Source organism: Delftia sp. PX-1 (assembly GCF_055797465.1).
The window spans coordinates 6,059,240-6,073,861 of the sequence record NZ_CP184763.1; the positions used below are offsets into that span (position 1 = coordinate 6,059,240).

At 69.1% G+C, this 14,622-nt stretch carries 16 protein-coding genes; 4 read left to right on the forward strand and 12 right to left on the reverse strand.

The window, feature by feature from the left end; genetic code table 11:
- The first annotated feature begins 29 nt into the window (after positions 1 to 29).
- A complete protein-coding gene (locus ACN20X_RS27665) occupies positions 30 to 1,034 on the forward strand; it encodes a fimbrial protein (protein WP_236884539.1) in 1,005 nt (334 codons plus the stop codon).
- A 114-nt stretch (positions 1,035 to 1,148) separates the two neighbouring features.
- Here the strand turns inward: ACN20X_RS27665 and ACN20X_RS27670 are convergent, their stop codons facing one another.
- The 5 genes from ACN20X_RS27670 to ACN20X_RS27690 all read right to left on the reverse strand — a co-directional run bounded on the left by ACN20X_RS27670 (position 1,149) and on the right by ACN20X_RS27690 (position 6,228).
- Positions 1,149 to 2,105, reverse strand: coding sequence for a Bug family tripartite tricarboxylate transporter substrate binding protein (locus tag ACN20X_RS27670; protein WP_046240783.1), 957 nt, complete (start codon positions 2,103 to 2,105; stop codon positions 1,149 to 1,151).
- 44 nt (positions 2,106 to 2,149) lie between these two features.
- Positions 2,150 to 3,151: a tripartite tricarboxylate transporter substrate binding protein gene (locus ACN20X_RS27675; RefSeq protein ID WP_016450801.1), complete on the reverse strand. Its 1,002-nt coding sequence runs from the start codon at positions 3,149 to 3,151 to the stop codon at positions 2,150 to 2,152.
- 65 nt (positions 3,152 to 3,216) lie between these two features.
- Complete coding sequence (locus tag ACN20X_RS27680; RefSeq protein ID WP_473210098.1) at positions 3,217 to 4,269, reverse strand: hydroxyacid dehydrogenase; 1,053 nt, start codon at positions 4,267 to 4,269, stop codon at positions 3,217 to 3,219.
- A complete protein-coding gene (locus ACN20X_RS27685; RefSeq protein WP_034400240.1) occupies positions 4,269 to 4,946 on the reverse strand; it encodes an RraA family protein in 678 nt (225 codons plus the stop codon). The genes ACN20X_RS27680 and ACN20X_RS27685 overlap by 1 nt, the downstream gene beginning before the upstream one ends.
- A gap of 73 nt (positions 4,947 to 5,019) precedes the next feature.
- Positions 5,020 to 6,228 (reverse strand): alpha-hydroxy acid oxidase, encoded by a 1,209-nt coding sequence (locus tag ACN20X_RS27690; RefSeq protein WP_070080864.1) that lies wholly within the window; start codon positions 6,226 to 6,228, stop codon positions 5,020 to 5,022.
- 83 nt (positions 6,229 to 6,311) lie between these two features.
- Here ACN20X_RS27690 and ACN20X_RS27695 point away from each other — a divergent pair, with 83 nt between their 5' ends.
- Positions 6,312 to 7,232, forward strand: coding sequence for a LysR family transcriptional regulator (locus ACN20X_RS27695; RefSeq protein WP_070080863.1), 921 nt, complete (start codon positions 6,312 to 6,314; stop codon positions 7,230 to 7,232).
- Positions 7,233 to 7,251: 19 nt separating this feature from the next.
- On the opposite strand, the gene ACN20X_RS27700 is transcribed toward ACN20X_RS27695, so the two are convergent.
- Positions 7,252 to 8,478, reverse strand: coding sequence for a hypothetical protein (locus ACN20X_RS27700; protein WP_473210827.1), 1,227 nt, complete (start codon positions 8,476 to 8,478; stop codon positions 7,252 to 7,254).
- Here ACN20X_RS27700 and ACN20X_RS27705 point away from each other — a divergent pair.
- Positions 8,477 to 8,668 carry an oxidoreductase-like domain-containing protein gene (locus tag ACN20X_RS27705; protein WP_016452671.1) on the forward strand — a complete coding sequence of 64 codons (192 nt, stop codon included), beginning with the start codon at positions 8,477 to 8,479 and terminating at the stop codon, positions 8,666 to 8,668. The two genes, ACN20X_RS27700 and ACN20X_RS27705, sit on opposite strands and share 2 nt — an antisense overlap.
- A gap of 23 nt (positions 8,669 to 8,691) precedes the next feature.
- Here ACN20X_RS27705 and ACN20X_RS27710 read toward each other — a convergent pair whose 3' ends face one another.
- The 4 genes from ACN20X_RS27710 to ACN20X_RS27725 form a co-directional block, all read right to left on the reverse strand.
- Positions 8,692 to 9,162, reverse strand: a complete 471-nt coding sequence (locus ACN20X_RS27710; protein WP_012207603.1) for a RidA family protein — start codon at positions 9,160 to 9,162, stop codon at positions 8,692 to 8,694.
- A 68-nt stretch (positions 9,163 to 9,230) separates the two neighbouring features.
- The gene (locus ACN20X_RS27715) at positions 9,231 to 10,046 is read right to left on the reverse strand and encodes an ABC transporter permease (protein WP_473210099.1); all 816 of its coding nucleotides are present in this window, start codon (positions 10,044 to 10,046) and stop codon (positions 9,231 to 9,233) included.
- Positions 10,047 to 10,051: 5 nt separating this feature from the next.
- Positions 10,052 to 10,891, reverse strand: a complete 840-nt coding sequence (locus ACN20X_RS27720) for an ABC transporter permease (RefSeq protein WP_473210100.1) — start codon at positions 10,889 to 10,891, stop codon at positions 10,052 to 10,054.
- Positions 10,892 to 10,897: 6 nt separating this feature from the next.
- Positions 10,898 to 11,758: an ABC transporter ATP-binding protein gene (locus ACN20X_RS27725; RefSeq protein ID WP_473210101.1), complete on the reverse strand. Its 861-nt coding sequence runs from the start codon at positions 11,756 to 11,758 to the stop codon at positions 10,898 to 10,900.
- A 172-nt stretch (positions 11,759 to 11,930) separates the two neighbouring features.
- On the opposite strand from ACN20X_RS27725, the gene ACN20X_RS27730 reads away from it, so the two are divergent.
- Positions 11,931 to 13,715, forward strand: a complete 1,785-nt coding sequence (locus ACN20X_RS27730) for a monovalent cation:proton antiporter-2 (CPA2) family protein (RefSeq protein ID WP_017405210.1) — start codon at positions 11,931 to 11,933, stop codon at positions 13,713 to 13,715.
- A gap of 33 nt (positions 13,716 to 13,748) precedes the next feature.
- On the opposite strand, the gene ACN20X_RS27735 is transcribed toward ACN20X_RS27730, so the two are convergent.
- Both ACN20X_RS27735 and ACN20X_RS27740 read right to left on the reverse strand, forming a co-directional pair.
- Positions 13,749 to 14,138, reverse strand: coding sequence for a VOC family protein (locus ACN20X_RS27735; protein ID WP_016452676.1), 390 nt, complete (start codon positions 14,136 to 14,138; stop codon positions 13,749 to 13,751).
- A gap of 66 nt (positions 14,139 to 14,204) precedes the next feature.
- Positions 14,205 to 14,558 (reverse strand): energy transducer TonB, encoded by a 354-nt coding sequence (locus ACN20X_RS27740; protein WP_016452677.1) that lies wholly within the window; start codon positions 14,556 to 14,558, stop codon positions 14,205 to 14,207.
- Positions 14,559 to 14,622 lie beyond the last annotated feature (64 nt).

Below are 14,622 nucleotides of genomic sequence, written 5' to 3' on the forward strand. Positions count from 1 at the left end.
TCTCCTGCATCGTTTCCGGTTTCATTCATATGAAAAAAATCAGATATTTTCTCATTACGGCAACGCTTTGCTTTTCTGTAAGCTCCATTTATGGAGGCATATTTACCCCGGCGTCGTCCACCATCCAATTACCGGAAATCATCAACGTTCCCGCAGGAAATATCATGAATGGATCAGTGCTATGGGAATCGCCCATGGTCAAATCCACCCTCGACACAATTTCCTACAGTGTGCTTTCGGGGCCATCTTCAGAAATATGGCCCCAAATCATGAACGCCACTACGCTGGACGGCGATATCTACTCCACATCTTTGCGCGGAATAGGAATCCGTTGGCGTGCCATATGGAAAGCCAGGAATTTCCCCAATGGCAAAACCATGTCCATCACCACTACGTCCAACAATGCAGGAGCCACGGGATGGCTAAGGAATGATGTACATGAGCAAACCATATGGATGCAACTCATCAAGACAGGCGCCGTTCAATCGGGCACTTTCAGCGTCAGCAGCTATTCATCCGCCCGGTTTGACTGCAATAGCCTTTGCAATAACTGGATCGTGAAGGCGACCGGCAGCACCGTGGTGCGCACAGGCGCCAGTTGCCGGGTGAAGACGAGCAACATCGCCGTGAACCTGCAGCGAATCAACAGGTCACTGTTCAACGGGATAGGCGCTACCTCCGCGCCCCAGCCATTCGATCTGGAACTGATATGCACCGGGGGCGAAGCCAATTCCACCCTGCGCCCGTTCGTCACGCTCACGGATGCCAACGATGCCGCCAACCGCTCCGATGTGCTGACGGTGACCGGAGGGGCTGCCGGCATCGGCATCCAGATCCGCAGCAGCGACAAGGTCATCAGCTACGGCGAGGACTCCGCCAACTTCGGCAATCCCAACCAGTGGCAGGCGGGCACCATCACCCCAGACACCAGCAACCACGTGATTCCATTGACGGCGCGCTATGTCCAGACCCAGCCCTCCGTCACCACGGGCCTGGCCAACGGACGGGCCACCTTCACGCTCAACTACCAGTGACCTGCCAGTGACCTGCCAGTGACCTGCCAGTGACCTGCAAGTGACACGCTGGCTGCATTGCGGCTGCGCAGGCGCCCGTGCCGATCCTGCGTGGCCGCCCGCCCCCGGCTGCGCTCACTCGGCTCTGGCCCCCGACACCCGCACCTGCTCGGCCGCCACGGGCATCTGCTCGCGCACGAAGCGCCAGAACGCGTCCACGCCCATGGGCTTGACGGGCAGCGAGCCTTGGTCGATGAACTGCTTTTGCACCTCGGGATTGCGCAGCGCCGTGGCCAGTGCGCCGTTCAGGCGCTCCAGCGCCGCGCGCGGCGTGCCGGCCGGGGCAACCAGGCCGTACCAGGAGTCGGTGTAGAAGCCCTTGACGCCTGCTTCCTCGAACGTTGGTACATCGGGCAGGGCCGGCAGGCGCTGGCGCGAGGCGACGGCCAGGGCGCGCAGCTTGCCTGAACGGATGAAGGGGATGGCACCGGTGGTGAGCACGAAGTCCACGCGGCCCGCCATCAGGTCGGTCATGGCCGGGGCCGTGCCCTTGTAGGGGATGTGGGTGACATCCACGCCCGTGAGCTGCTTGAAGCTGGCGCCCGCCAGGTGCTGGCTGGAGCCCACGCCGCCCGAGCCGTAGTTGAGCTGGCCCGGCCTGGCGCGCGCCGCCTCCAGCAGATCGTTGACCGAGCGCAGCGGCGAGGCCACGGGCACCAGCAGCACGCTGGGCGAGGTGGTGATCATGCCGATGGGCGCGAAGTCCTTGAGCGGGTCGTGGTTCAGCCTGGCGTAGAGCGCGGAGTTCAGGCCGTGCGAGGCCACGGTGGCCAGCATGATGGTGTTGCCATCGGGCCTTGCGCGGGCTGCCGCGTCGCTGCCCAGGTTGCCGCCCGCGCCGGCCCGGTTGTCGATGGTGATGGGCTGGCCCAGGGCCTCGCTCATGCGCGTGGCCGCCAGCCGCGCCACGTTGTCGGAAGGGCCGCCCGCAGGCCAGCCCACGATGAGGGTGATGGGGCCTTGCGCCAGCGCGGGCAGGGCCAGTGTGCACAGGGTGAGCGCAGCCAGGCTGCGGCGCGACAGAGGGGTCATGGCAGTTGTCCTTGTCCATTCAAAGGTTTGCATGGCCAGGGCCTTCAGGGCTTGCCGTCCTGCCAGGGCATTTCGGTCCAGAGCTTGCGAAAGCCGGCCTCGGTGCGCTCCAGTTCGGCCGCGTAGGCGGGCGGCGCCAGGTAGCGCAGCGGCGCGTACATGGCCTCGGCCTGCTGCCTGAACTGCGGGTCGGCCGCGATGGCGGCCACGGCATCGACCAGCTTTTTGCGCACGCCTTCGGGCAAGCCCTTGGGCGCGGCCAGGCCGCGCAGGGAGGCCAGCTCGATATCGATGCCCTGCTCCTTGAACGTAGGCACCTGCGGCGCCAGCGAGCTGCGCGCGGCCGACATCTGGCCCAGCAGGCGGATGGGAGTTCCGCCCTTCTGGTAGGCCAGCACCTCGCCCACGTTGATGGCGCCGATGGTGATCTGCTGGCCCGTGGCGGCGGCGCGCACCTCGCCCGCGCCCTTGTAGGGCACATGGGTGAGCTGCGTGCCGGTGGCCTTGGCGAACAGCAGCATGGCCAGGTGGTCGTCCGAGCCCGTGCCCGTGGTGCCCACGGTCACGGCGCCGGGGTTGGCCCGGGCGTAGGCGGCCAGGCCGGCCAGCGTGGTGATGGCGTTGCTGTTGTGGATGGCAAAGCCGCCCGGGTCGTCCACCAGGTTGCCCAGCAGGTCGTACTGGCTCCAGTGGAAGCTGCTCTTGCGCTCGATGGGAATGGTCAGCACGTTGGGCGTGTTGATGAAGCCGATGGTGTAGCCGTCCGGCTTGGCCCGCGCCAGTTCGCCAAAGCCGATGCCGCCGCCCGCGCCGGGGCGGTTGAGCACGACCACGCTGCCGCCCAGCTTCTTTTCCAGATGGCGGGCCAGCAGCCGCGCCACCAGGTCGGTGCCGCCGCCGGGTCCGTAGGCCACGATCATCTCGATGTTGCGCGAGGGATAGGGGGCCTCGCCCTGAGTCTGGGTCTGAGCCTGGGCCAGGGCCGGCAGCGCCATGCAGGCGGCGGCCAGGCCTGCGCACAATGCGCGCCTTGCTTGCTGTGTCATCTTTGTCTCCTGGGTCGCCTCTTGCAGTGGTCTGAGAGGCTTTGTAGTCATGGTGAAGGAAGCGGCTAACGGGACGGGGAACGGGACGGGTCCAAGGCCCGGGCGATGCGCTCGCGCGCATGCGGCCAGACCTCGGGATTGACCAGGCGCGCGGGCCGCTGGCCGTCGGCCAGCAACTGCACGATCTGGGTGGCAGCCAGCTCGGCGTTGTTGCGCCGGGCCTCGTGCGTGACACCGGCGGTGTGGAAGGTGGCCACCACCTGGGGCAGGGCCAGCAGCGGATGGGAGGCGGGCGGCGGCTCCTGGTCCCAGACATCGAGCCCGGCGCCGGCCAGGTGGCCGCTGGCCAGGGCGGCGTGCAGGGCGGCCTCGTCATGGATACCGCCGCGCGCCGTGCTCACGAAGATGGCGCCCGGCCGCATGGCCGCAAAGGCAGCGGCGTTCATGAGCCCCAGCGTGGAGGCATCGCGCGGGCAGTGCAGGGAGACGATGTCCGCGCGCTGCAGCAGTTCGTCGAAGCCGACGGCCTCGGCCCCGCGCGCTGCCAGGCCGGCCGCGTCGTAGGCCGGGTCGCAGCCGATCACCTGCATGCCGAAGGCCCGGCCCAGGGCCGCGACGCGGCTGCCGGCCTCGCCCACGCCGACCAGGCCCAGGGTGCGGCCGCGCAGCTCGTGGCCCATCACGTCCTCGCGGCTGAAGCCCCGGGCAGGGGCGCGCAGCAGGCGGTCGGATTCGTTGATGCGGCGCAGCACGGACAGCATCAGCCCGATGGCCATCTCGGCCACCGAGTCCGCATTGCCGCCCGACTGGTTCATCACGGCCACGCCGGCGCGCGTGCAGGCCTCGATATCGATGGTGTCGCAGCCCGAGCCGCTGGAGGACACGGCCAGCAGATCGGGGCAGCGCGCCAGCAGGTCCGCCGTGGCGAACCAGTGGCGCGGCAGCTCGTCCTTGGCTGCCGTGATCTGGTAGACCTGTGCGCCGGCCAGGGCCTGCCAGGCGGCGGCATCGTCGCCCTCGCGCCGGCAGGTGATCAGTTGCACGCCAGGCGCGGCCGAGACGATGCGGTCGAAGGCCGCATCCAGCCAGTAGTCGAAACGGACAACGCGGCGGTCCATCACAGCACCCCCTTGGCGGCCAGGGTGCGCGCCACCCAGGAGCGGTCGGCGCGGCCTGCGGCAATGGCGGCAAGCACGTCGGCCTCGTCGCGCTGTATGGCCTCCACGCGGTCGGCAATGGCGGCGGCCTCGGCGGCGGGCACGGCCAGCAGGCCGTCGCCATCGCCCAGCACCAGGTCGCCCGGGTGGACGACCATGCCGTCGATGCTGACGGGCACATGCAGCTCGCCGGGGCCGTCCTTGTAGGGGCCGCGGTGCGAGACGCCGCGCGCATACACGGGCAGCTCATGCTGGCCGATGGTGTCGCTGTCGCGGATCAGCCCGTCGATGACGATGCCGGCCGCGCCGCGCGCCATCATCAGCGCCAGCATGATCTCGCCAATGATGGCGTTGGGACCGGCGCCGCCCGCGTCCACCACGATCACGTCGCCGGGGCCGCAGATGTCGATGGCCTGGTGCACCATGAGGTTGTCGCCGGGCCGCGTGCGCACGGTCAGCGCACGGCCCACCAGCGGCCCCTGGCGGCGATGGAAGGGCCGCAGCGCCGAGGTGCCCGTGGTGCGGCTCATGGCGTCGCTGACATTGGCGACCGGAAAGCCGCGGTAGCGCTGCAGCAGCGCATCGCCAAGGGCGGCCTCGGGCCGGGCGTGGATATGGAATCCGGGAATCTTGCTCACTGCTGTGTCTCCGTCTGTGTCTGTTGTCTGTTGTCTGTGTCTGTTGTCTGTGTCGATGCCGCTGTCTTGACGCTCAGAACGCATCCCAGGCCTGCGCGTGGCGCACGCAGGCCGGCGTGACCTGGTCCAGGCGCGTGGCGCCCAGCATGGCCATGTCGCGCAGCACCTCCTCGCGCAGCAGGGCCATGGCGTGGGCCACGCCCGCCGGCCCGGCCACCGAGGCCGCGTAGTTGAAGGGCCGGCCCACGAACACGCAGCGCGCGCCCAGGGCCAGGGCCTTGAGCACGTCGGTGCCCCGGCGCACGCCGCTGTCCAGCATCACCGGCAGGCCGGGCACGGCGCGCACGATGCCGGGCAGCACGCGCAGCGGTGCCACGGCGCCGTCGAGCTGGCGCCCGCCGTGGTTGGAGACGATGAGGCCGTCGGCGCCGTGATCGCGCGCCAGCACGGCGTCTGCGGCCGAAAGAATGCCCTTGACCACCAGTTGCCCCTGCCAGCGCTGGCGGATGGCGGCCAGATGTGGCCAGGCCAGATGGGAGCGGTCCGAGAAATCGCGCATCACGCTGGCCGACAGGATGGGCGCGCCCCGGTGCGCATAGTTGTTCTCGAAATGCGGCATGCCGTGGCGCCACAGGGTCTTGAGAAAGCTGCCGAACAGCCAGCGCGGATGGCTGATGCCCTGCCAGGCCAGGCCCGGCCCGGGCCGCAGCGGCGTGGAGAAACCGGCGCGCACATTGTTCTCGCGGTTGGCGGCCACGGGCGTGTCCACCGTGATCACCAGGGTCTGCACGCCGGCGGCGGCCACGCGGTCCAGCAGCGCATCGATCTGGCCCTGGTCACCCGGCAGGTAGGCCTGGAACCAAGTGTGGGGCGCGGCCGCCATCACCTCCTCCAGCCGGATCAGCGAGGAGCCGCTCATGATGGCCGGCACGCCCGCCTGCTGTGCGGCCTGGGCCAGCACCAGGTCGCCCCGGTAGGCCGACAGCGCGGCAATGCCCATGGGCGCCACGCCGAACGGCGCTCCGTAGCGGCGCCCGAACAGCTCGAAGGAGGGGTCGCGCTGTGCCACGCCCACCAGCGCGCGCGGCACGAAGGCCAGCTCGGCAAAGGCGCGGCGGTTGTCCGCCAGCGAGGCGTTGTCCTCCACCGCCCCGCTGATGTAGGCATGGATGGGGCGCGGCAGGTGGCGCCGCGCCAGCCGCTCGAAATCGTCAAGCGACAGCACGCCGCGCAGGCGGCGCGGTGGCGTGGCGGAAGCGGCAGGGACGGCAGGCGTAGGCATTGCCAGCCAATGTAGGAGGGCGCAATTCCAAAGAAAAGCGAAATAAATCGGAATCAATGTTTCGCTTTTGTGAAAATATCGCCATGACCCTCAAACAGCTCGAAGCCTTCTACTGGGCCGCCACCTGCCTGAACTTCAGCGTGGCCGCCGACCGCGTGCACCTGTCGGTCTCATCGCTGTCCAAGCGCATTGCGGAGCTGGAGGCCTCACTGGGCGTGCAGCTGTTCGACCGCAGCGGCCGCGCCGCCGAACTCACGCCCCAGGGCGAGCAGCTGCTGCCGCGCATCCGCGAGCTGCTGCACGGCGCCGCCCAGCTGCGCGAGGCGGCGGGCCGCAGCGTGGGCCTGCAGGGCCGCTGCCGCATCGGCTTTGGCGAACTCAGCGGCCTGACCTGGCTGCCCCGGCTGGTGCAGAAGGTGGCCGAGCTGCACCCCGACCTGCAGCTGGAGCCCCACACCGACATCGGCCAGGTGCTGGAGCAGCGCATCGTCGATGGCGAGCTGGACTGCGTGGTCATCGCCGGGCCATCGTCGCGCAGCAGCCTGGCCTTCGAGCAGGTCGCCCAGGTGCGCTTCGTCTGGGCCGCCAGCGACGACTTCATCGCCCGCGCCGGCACCGGCCTGCCCCGGCGCCTGGTGCGCGAGCAACTGCTGATCGCCCTGCCCACCGGCTCGGGCGCCACGCGCACGCTGGACGACTGGCTGGGCCGCCACGGCCTGGCCGTGGAGCGGCGTCTTTCCTGCAACAGCTGGGGCGCCGTGGTGGGCATGGTGGTGGACGGCCTGGGCTTCACCTACATGCCCGAGCAATGGGCCCTGGCCCTGCAGCAACGCGGCCGCCTGCGCGTGCTGGACGGCGGCGCCGAGGCCGCAAAGCACAGCGCGCTGGCCCCGCTGACCTACACCGTGCAATGGCGCCGCGACGATGCCCGGCCGCTGATCACGGAAATGCGCGAGATCATCCGCAGCGTGATCGATTTCCCGGCGCCGCGCTGTTTGAGTTGAACAGACGGAAAGCGTGCCGTCAGCCCACGGTATCCGGCTCCCGCGGCAGATCCTCCATCACCCACGGAGCCTCTTCAATGCGCGCCAGCAGTGCCAGCGTGGCCTGTCGCAGCGCATGCAGCCTGTCCGGCTCCAGCGCCCCCTCGACGATGGCCTCCACATGGAGGTTGCCTTCCTTGAAGCGCAGCGTCACTCCGTCCATCACCACGGCGTACATTTCCCCGACCGCTTCCTGGACCGGCGGGGCAACTGTCTCATCGATCCGGTAGAGCAGGTCCAGCGCCTCGAAGTCAGGCGCGTCACCCAGGCCCTCGATCGTTGGCAGATTCAGGTGCTGGTATTTGCGCAGTGAATGCGCAAGCCGCATGCTCATGAGCCGGTTGCCTTTGCCATCGGCACGCCGCATGGCCCAACGCTGCCAGGGCCTGCGGGTCAATCGCCCCCACTCGCCGGTCACTGTGTCCAGCGACCAGTCGTCGATGTTCTCGGGCGTCAGGCATTGCTCGCCAAACCAGCGCTCGCCGCGGCTCACCACGATGGTTCTCCCATCGCCTGCCAGACAGGCCTCATGCTGATAGATCCAGCCGGGCGCCTCGCCATGCGTGGGAACCGCCTCGATGCGCATGCTGTCCAGCAGCAACTTGTACACCCGCGTCATCCCCGGCATGCGCTGGTGCCGGTAGCCCAGGCCGCCAATGATGAAGATGGCGTCACCCACCAGCGTGGCGCTGTGGAAATCGGTGGGAGGGAAGGCATCGTCCGGGTAGCCGTGGATGGCGATGCCGCCATTCGCGTCGATGACGATGACATCGTTGTAGATGAAGAAGTCGGGATCGCAGCTGTCTTCGTGCTCGCCGCCGATGTGCACGACCCGGCCATCGGCCAGCACCGTCTCGCTCTTGCCATACCGGGCAAAGCACCACATGGGCCCTTGCGCAAAGGGCGACGGTCCACGCAGAAGTTCGTTCGCGCCATAGGCGCTCCAGCGCGTGCGCACCATCCAGTGCCACAGCGGATTGTCCTGCCGCGTCGGGTTCAGCGCTCCGGCCCGGGGCGAGCGCCAGAGGGCAAGATCCCGCACGGCTTCCTCGGGCGGCGGCTCGGCCTTTCTGCGTTCGGCGGCATCCTCCTCAGCGAGAAATTGCGCAATCTCATCCTGTTTGCTCTGATCGCCAGCCTGCATGGCCTGCCTCCTCAAAAACCGTACAAAACAACGCCACAAGCAGCGCGAGACAATCGAGCCCATGACCACCGCGCCGATTCCAGATTCCGCCGACCCCATGCCCCAGCCGCCCGAGCAGCCCGACCTGGACGCCTGCTGCGGCAATGGCTGCGACCCCTGCATCTTCGACAGCTATGACCTGGCCATGGACGAGTACCGCCAGGCGCTGCGGGCCTGGAAGGCGCGCAACGAAACGCCGGCGGGCCAGGGATAGGAATAGGGATAGGGGTAGCGCGATCAGTCCACGCGGGCGATCAGGTCCAACTCCACGGCCGCGCCCTTGGGCAGCTGCAGCACGCCCACCGAAGTGCGCGTGTGGGCACCCACGGGGCCCAGCACCCGGGCGATGAGGTCGGAGGCGCCATCGGCCACCTCGCTTTGCTGGGTGAAATCGGGCGCCGAGCGCACATAGACGGTGATGCGTGCAACGGCGCGCACGGCATCGAGCGAGCCGGCCGCGCGCTGCACGAAGGCCAGGGCCCGCATGGCACAGATGGCGGCGGCCGTTCTGGCCGATGCCAGGTCGATCCCGGCGCCGACCGTCCCCACGTAGAGCACTTCATCGCCCACGCGGGGAATCTGCCCGCTGACGAACAGCTGCTGGCCGTCGCGCACGACGGGGCTGTAGTTGCCGCCTATCTTGATCTCGCCATCGAAGCGGTGGCCGAGCTCAAGGGCGGCCTGGGCGAAGCGTTCATCTGCTGTCATGGTCTGGTGTCCGGAGTAAGGCAAGCGCGCAGTCTAGAGCCTGTGGTGCACCGGCGCCTGCGGCGGCTTCAACTGCCCGTGGACGCGTAATGCTTCACCCCCATGCGCCAGGCGCCCGAGGCCAGCCAGAGGAAGGCAAAGCCGGCCAGCGGCGAGACCCAGCCCAGCCAGGCTGGTGCGCCCAGCGGGTCGGGCTTGCCCAGCACAGCCAGCGCCGGGTAGTAGGCCACGCAGGCCAGCGGCACGGCGAAGGTCAGCAGGCGGCGGAACCACTGTGCGTACAGGGCCAGCGGGTACTGGGCGGCCTCGACGCTGCCGTAGCTCAGCACATTGGCGGCTTCCAGGCTTTCCACGGTCCAGAACGAGAGCGCACCCTGCAGCACCAGGATGCCCAGGAACAGCGCCACGCCGCCCGCCACGGCGAACAGCGCCACGGCGACGGTCTGGGGCGTCCACGCCACGGCGCCCTGGGCCGTGGCAAAGCCCAGCACCAGCAGGCCCTGCAGCAGGCGGCCCAGGCGGCTGATGCGCACGTCATGGCCCATGAGCTGCAGCCACACGGGGCGCGGGCGCAGCAGCAGGCGGTCGAAGGCGCCCGTGCGCAGGAACTGCGTGCCCAGCACGTCGAAGCCCCGGCCCAGCGCATCGGCCAGGGCGAACATGCAGTTCACCAGGCCATAGAACACGGCCACTTCGCCGATGCGCCAGCCCTGCACCTCGCCAAACCGGTGGAACAGCGCCCAGACGGCGATGACCTCGATGCCCGTGACCAGGAACTGGCCCAGGGTCAGCATCAGCGCCGAGGCCGGGTAGCGCGCCTGCCCGCCCAGCGAGGCCAGCGCCAGGCGCAGGAACATGGACAGCGATCCTTTTTGCTTGGCCATGGTCTTCACCCTCCCTGCACTTCGAGCCGGCGCATGGTGCGCGCCATGGCCGCGCGGCCCAGGGCCACGATCACGGCAATCCACAACACCTGCAGCGCCAGGCAGGCCAGCATCTGCGCGCCGGCCATCTGGCCGAAATAGATGCGCGCAGGGATGTCCATCACGCCCGCCAGCGGCTGCAGCAGCAGCGCGGCCTGCCAGGCGTCGGGCATCAGCGCCAGCGGCAGCAGGTTGCCCGACAGCACGATGACCACGGGCGCGGCCAGCGTGTTGATGCCTTTTTCATTGAGCGCGGCGGCAGCGGCAACGTTCAGCAGCATGACCAGTGCCGTGGACAGCAGCAGCGCCAGCAGCATGGATGCGGCAAAGCCCAGGCCTGCGGCCCAGCCGGCCGGCGGCTGCCAGCCCCAGGCGCCCAGCCCCGTCAGCGGCAGGGCCAGCCCTGCAAACGCCACCATCAGCGCCACGCGCGGCAGCACACGTGCCGCGATCCAGCCCGCCGAGCGCACGAACCACAGCGCATAGGCATCCACGGGCCGCAGCCGGTCATAGGCAACGGCGCCCGTGCGCACGGCCAGGGCCACGTCGGGGTCGCCGCTCCAGGGCAGCAGCGCGAACAGGCCCTGGGCCAGCCAGGTGTAGGTGATGGCGTGCTCCAGCGAAATCGGCGCGCCGGCCGATGCCGAGGCACTGCCGTAGAACGCCGCCAGCACCATGGTCTTGATGGCGCCCCACCAGCACTGCGTGGCAAAGCCCGCGTAGGCGGCCGTGCGGTACTGCAGCATCACCAGGAACCGCGATGCAAAGGCCGCCACATAGGGGCGCAGGAGTTCACGCAGCGTCATGCCGGCTCAGCCTTCGGCCGCTCCGTGCATGGCGTAGAAGCGGGCGATCACGGCCTCGATGGCCATGTCTTCTCCATTGCCTTCGCCATCACCACCTCCACGCCCCTCGCCCTGCGCTGCCGCCACCTGGGCGCGCAGCGCATCGACCGCGCAGTCGGCCAGCACGCGGCCATGGCCGATGACGATGACGCGCCGGGCCAGCGCCTCGATGTCGTGCATGTCATGCGTGGTCAGCAGCACCGTGGTGCCGCGTTCGCGGTTGGCGCGCAGCACGAACTCGCGCACGGCCAGCTTGGAGGGTGCGTCCAGGCCGATGGTGGGCTCGTCCAGGAACAGGATCTCGGGCTCGTGCAGCAGGGCCGCGGCGATCTCGGCGCGCATGCGCTGGCCCAGGGACAGCTGGCGCACGGGCTGGTCCAGCAGCCGCTCCAGGTTCAGCATGGCCACCAGCTCGTCGCGGGTGCGCGCAAAGCGCAGCGGATCGACGCGGTACAGGTCGCGCAGCAGGTTGAAGCCGTCACCCACGGGCAGGTCCCACCACAGCTGCGAGCGCTGTCCGAAGACCACGCCGATGCGGCCCACATGGCGCTGGCGGTCGGCGAAGGGGTCGCGCCCGTCCACCTCCACGCGCCCGCCATCGGGCCGCAGGATGCCCGACAGGATCTTGATGGTGGTGGACTTGCCCGCGCCGTTGGGGCCGATGAAGCCCAGCAGCTCGCCGCGCTCCAGTGCGAACGACACGCCATCCAGCGCCTGCACCGTGCGATGGCGCGGATGCACCAGCGCGCGCAGCGCGCCCATCACGCCGGGGTCGCGCTCATGGATGCGGTAGGTCTTGCGGAGGTCGTGGACGAGGATCTGGGGCATGGCGCTGGGCGGTGAGGGCGCGCAGAGGGGGGTACAGAGGGGGCACAGAGGGGGCGCGATTCTACACAGGCCCGGGCTTTGCTATCCTGCGCGCAAATTCGCGGATGGAAATCCGCCTTGCCGCACGCACGCACTCACTCACGCACGCACGCACGCACAAAGGAAACACAACATGGCCGCTGAAGGCAATGCAAGCCAGCTCGTAGGAATCGTCACGCTGCTGGGGGCCGCCGTGGTGGCCGTGCCGCTGTTCAAGCGGCTGGGCCTGGGCGCCGTGCTCGGCTACCTGGCCGCCGGGCTGGCCATAGGCCCCTACGGACTGGGGCTGGTGACGGACGCGCAGACCATATTGCACGTGGCCGAGCTGGGCGTGGTGATGTTCCTCTTCGTCATCGGGCTGGAGATGAAGCCTTCGCACCTGTGGGATCTGCGCGGCCAGATCTTCGGGCTGGGCAGCCTGCAGGTGGTGGTGTGCGCGCTGCTGCTCACGGGCGTGGGCATGGCCTTCGGCTTTCCGTGGCAGGTGGCCTTCGTGAGCGGCGCGGGCTTCGTGCTGACCTCCACGGCCATCGTCATGCAGGTGCTGGCCGAGCGTGGCGACATCCTGGCGCCGCGCGGCCAGCGCATCGTCTCCATCCTGCTGTTCGAGGACCTGCTCATCGTGCCGCTGCTGGCCGCCGTGGCCTTTCTGGCGCCGGCCGATGCGGCGCCCGTGGCCACCTCGCCCCTGTGGCAACGCGCGGGCGTGGCCCTGCTGTCGCTGGGCGCGCTGGTGGGCGCGGGCCTGTGGCTGCTGAACCCGCTGTTCCGCATCCTGGCCAAGGCCAAGGCGCGCGAGGTGATGACGGCCGCCGCGCTGCTGGTGGTGCTGGGCGCCGCCCTGCTGATGGAGATGGGCGGCCTGTCCATGGCCATGGGCGCCTTTGTGGCGGGCGTGCTGCTGTCCGAATCCTCGTTCCGCCACCAGCTGGAGGCCGATGTGGAGCCCTTCCGCGGCCTGCTGCTGGGCCTGTTCTTCCTGGGCGTGGGCATGGCGCTGAACCTGGAGGTGGTGGCGCTGAACTGGCGCATCGTGGGCATGGGCGTGGTGGCGCTGATGCTGGGCAAGGCGCTGTGCATCTATGCCGTGGCCCGCGTGGCGCGCAGCAGCCATGCCGATGCGCTGGACCGCGCCATCCTCATGGCCCAGGGCGGGGAGTTCGCCTTCGTGCTGTTTGCCGAGGCGCTCAAGCTCAAGGTGCTCAGCCCCGAGGTGCATGCCAACATGACGGCCATCGTCGTGCTGTCCATGGCCATCACGCCGCTGGTGGTGGTGCTGCACAAGCGCCTGGCCGGCGCCCAGGCCGTGTCGCTGGACGGCGTGGAGGCGCCGCAGGACCTGCGCGGCAACGTGCTGGTCATCGGCTTCGGCCGCGTGGGCCAGATCGCCAGCCAGGGGCCGCTGGCGCATGGGGCCAGACTGTCCATCATCGACAACGACCCCGACGTGATCCGCAACGCCGAGCCCTACGGCTTCAAGGTCTACTTCGGCGACGGCGCGCGCGCCGACATCCTGCATGCGGCCGGCGCCAGCCATGCCAGCGCCATCCTGGTCTGCGTGGACAGCAAGGCCGCCGCCACGCGCATCGTGGAGAATGTGCGCCACGAATGCCCGCACGCCCGCCTCATCGTGCGCGCCTATGACCGAGAGCACGCGCTGGAGCTGATCCAGAAGGACGCCGACCATGTCGTACGCGAGAGCTTCGAGTCCGCCCTGCTCATGGGCCGCCACGCCGTGCTGGCCCTGGGCGCCACCGAGGACGAGGCCCGGACGCTGGAGTCCGAAGTGCGCGGCCGCGACACCGAGCGCTTTGCGCTGGAGACCGCCGGCGGCACCTTTGCGGGGCGCGCGCTGCTGCTGGGCAATATCGAGCGCATCGATCCGCCCCGGCACGACAAGCCCACCGCCAGGGACTGAGCGCGCAAGGGCCGCAGGGGCCGCAGGCCCCGCTCAATGCCGCTGGTTGATCTGTATGAGATTGCCGCAGGTGTCGTCGAACACCGCAATCGTGACCGGCCCCAGATGCGTCGGCGGCCTGGTGAAGCACACGCCGGCCGCGCTCAGGCGCTCGTACTCGGCCTGCACGTCGTCCACGCCGAAGAAGGTGGCCGGCACGCCGTCGGCATGCAGGGCGGTCTTGAACGGCCTGGCGGCCGGGTGCATGTCGGGTTCGAGCAGCAGCTCCACGCCATCGGCATCGCCGGGCGATGTCAGGGTGAGCCAGCGCGCGTCGCCGCCCATGGGAATGTCGTGCTTGAGAACGAAGCCGAGCACGTCGCGGTAGAAGGCCAGGGCCTTGTCCTGGTCGTCGACGAGCACGCTGGTGATGACGATCTTCATGGAATGCTCCTTGTGTCGCTGCGCAGGGCACGCACCGGGTACACACCTGCCACCACCGGCATGCCGCTATTTCAGCAGGAAGGTGACGGGCACGCGCGTCCACATGCTGTCCGGCACGCCGTCGCGCGTGCCGGGGACAAAGCGCCACGTCCGCACGGCGTCCAGCGCCTCCTGGTCGAGCAGAGGATAGCCGCTGCTGTCTGCCACATCCACGGCCAGTGCCTTTCCGCTGGCGCCCACCAGAACCCGCAGCACCACCTGGCCTTCCTGCTCCAGCCGCCTGGCTTCCTTGGGATAGGCCGGCATCTTGTTCTCGCTGGCCTGCCTGTCAGGCACAGGCTGCACCACGCCTGCCGCAGCCGGGCCGCCGGCCAGCAGGCCCAGGGTCAATGCAAGGATGGCGCAGCGCATGCGGGGCATTCGGAAGGCTCCTGGATGGGGGACTGGATGGGGATGGGATGTCAGTCGCGGACTGGTGCGGCCC

Coding starts and splice junctions, on each gene's coding strand:
- ACN20X_RS27665 (WP_236884539.1), top strand. CDS start 30: ATGAAAAAAATCAGATATTTTCTCATTACGGCAACGCTTTGCTTTTCT.
- ACN20X_RS27670 (WP_046240783.1), bottom strand. CDS start 2,105: ATGACCCCTCTGTCGCGCCGCAGCCTGGCTGCGCTCACCCTGTGCACA.
- ACN20X_RS27675 (WP_016450801.1), bottom strand. CDS start 3,151: ATGACACAGCAAGCAAGGCGCGCATTGTGCGCAGGCCTGGCCGCCGCC.
- ACN20X_RS27680 (WP_473210098.1), bottom strand. CDS start 4,269: ATGGACCGCCGCGTTGTCCGTTTCGACTACTGGCTGGATGCGGCCTTC.
- ACN20X_RS27690 (WP_070080864.1), bottom strand. CDS start 6,228: ATGCCTACGCCTGCCGTCCCTGCCGCTTCCGCCACGCCACCGCGCCGC.
- ACN20X_RS27695 (WP_070080863.1), top strand. CDS start 6,312: ATGACCCTCAAACAGCTCGAAGCCTTCTACTGGGCCGCCACCTGCCTG.
- ACN20X_RS27705 (WP_016452671.1), top strand. CDS start 8,477: ATGACCACCGCGCCGATTCCAGATTCCGCCGACCCCATGCCCCAGCCG.
- ACN20X_RS27700 (WP_473210827.1), bottom strand. CDS start 8,478: ATGGGCTCGATTGTCTCGCGCTGCTTGTGGCGTTGTTTTGTACGGTTT.
- ACN20X_RS27710 (WP_012207603.1), bottom strand. CDS start 9,162: ATGACAGCAGATGAACGCTTCGCCCAGGCCGCCCTTGAGCTCGGCCAC.
- ACN20X_RS27715 (WP_473210099.1), bottom strand. CDS start 10,046: ATGGCCAAGCAAAAAGGATCGCTGTCCATGTTCCTGCGCCTGGCGCTG.
- ACN20X_RS27720 (WP_473210100.1), bottom strand. CDS start 10,891: ATGACGCTGCGTGAACTCCTGCGCCCCTATGTGGCGGCCTTTGCATCG.
- ACN20X_RS27725 (WP_473210101.1), bottom strand. CDS start 11,758: ATGCCCCAGATCCTCGTCCACGACCTCCGCAAGACCTACCGCATCCAT.
- ACN20X_RS27730 (WP_017405210.1), top strand. CDS start 11,931: ATGGCCGCTGAAGGCAATGCAAGCCAGCTCGTAGGAATCGTCACGCTG.
- ACN20X_RS27735 (WP_016452676.1), bottom strand. CDS start 14,138: ATGAAGATCGTCATCACCAGCGTGCTCGTCGACGACCAGGACAAGGCC.
- ACN20X_RS27740 (WP_016452677.1), bottom strand. CDS start 14,558: ATGCCCCGCATGCGCTGCGCCATCCTTGCATTGACCCTGGGCCTGCTG.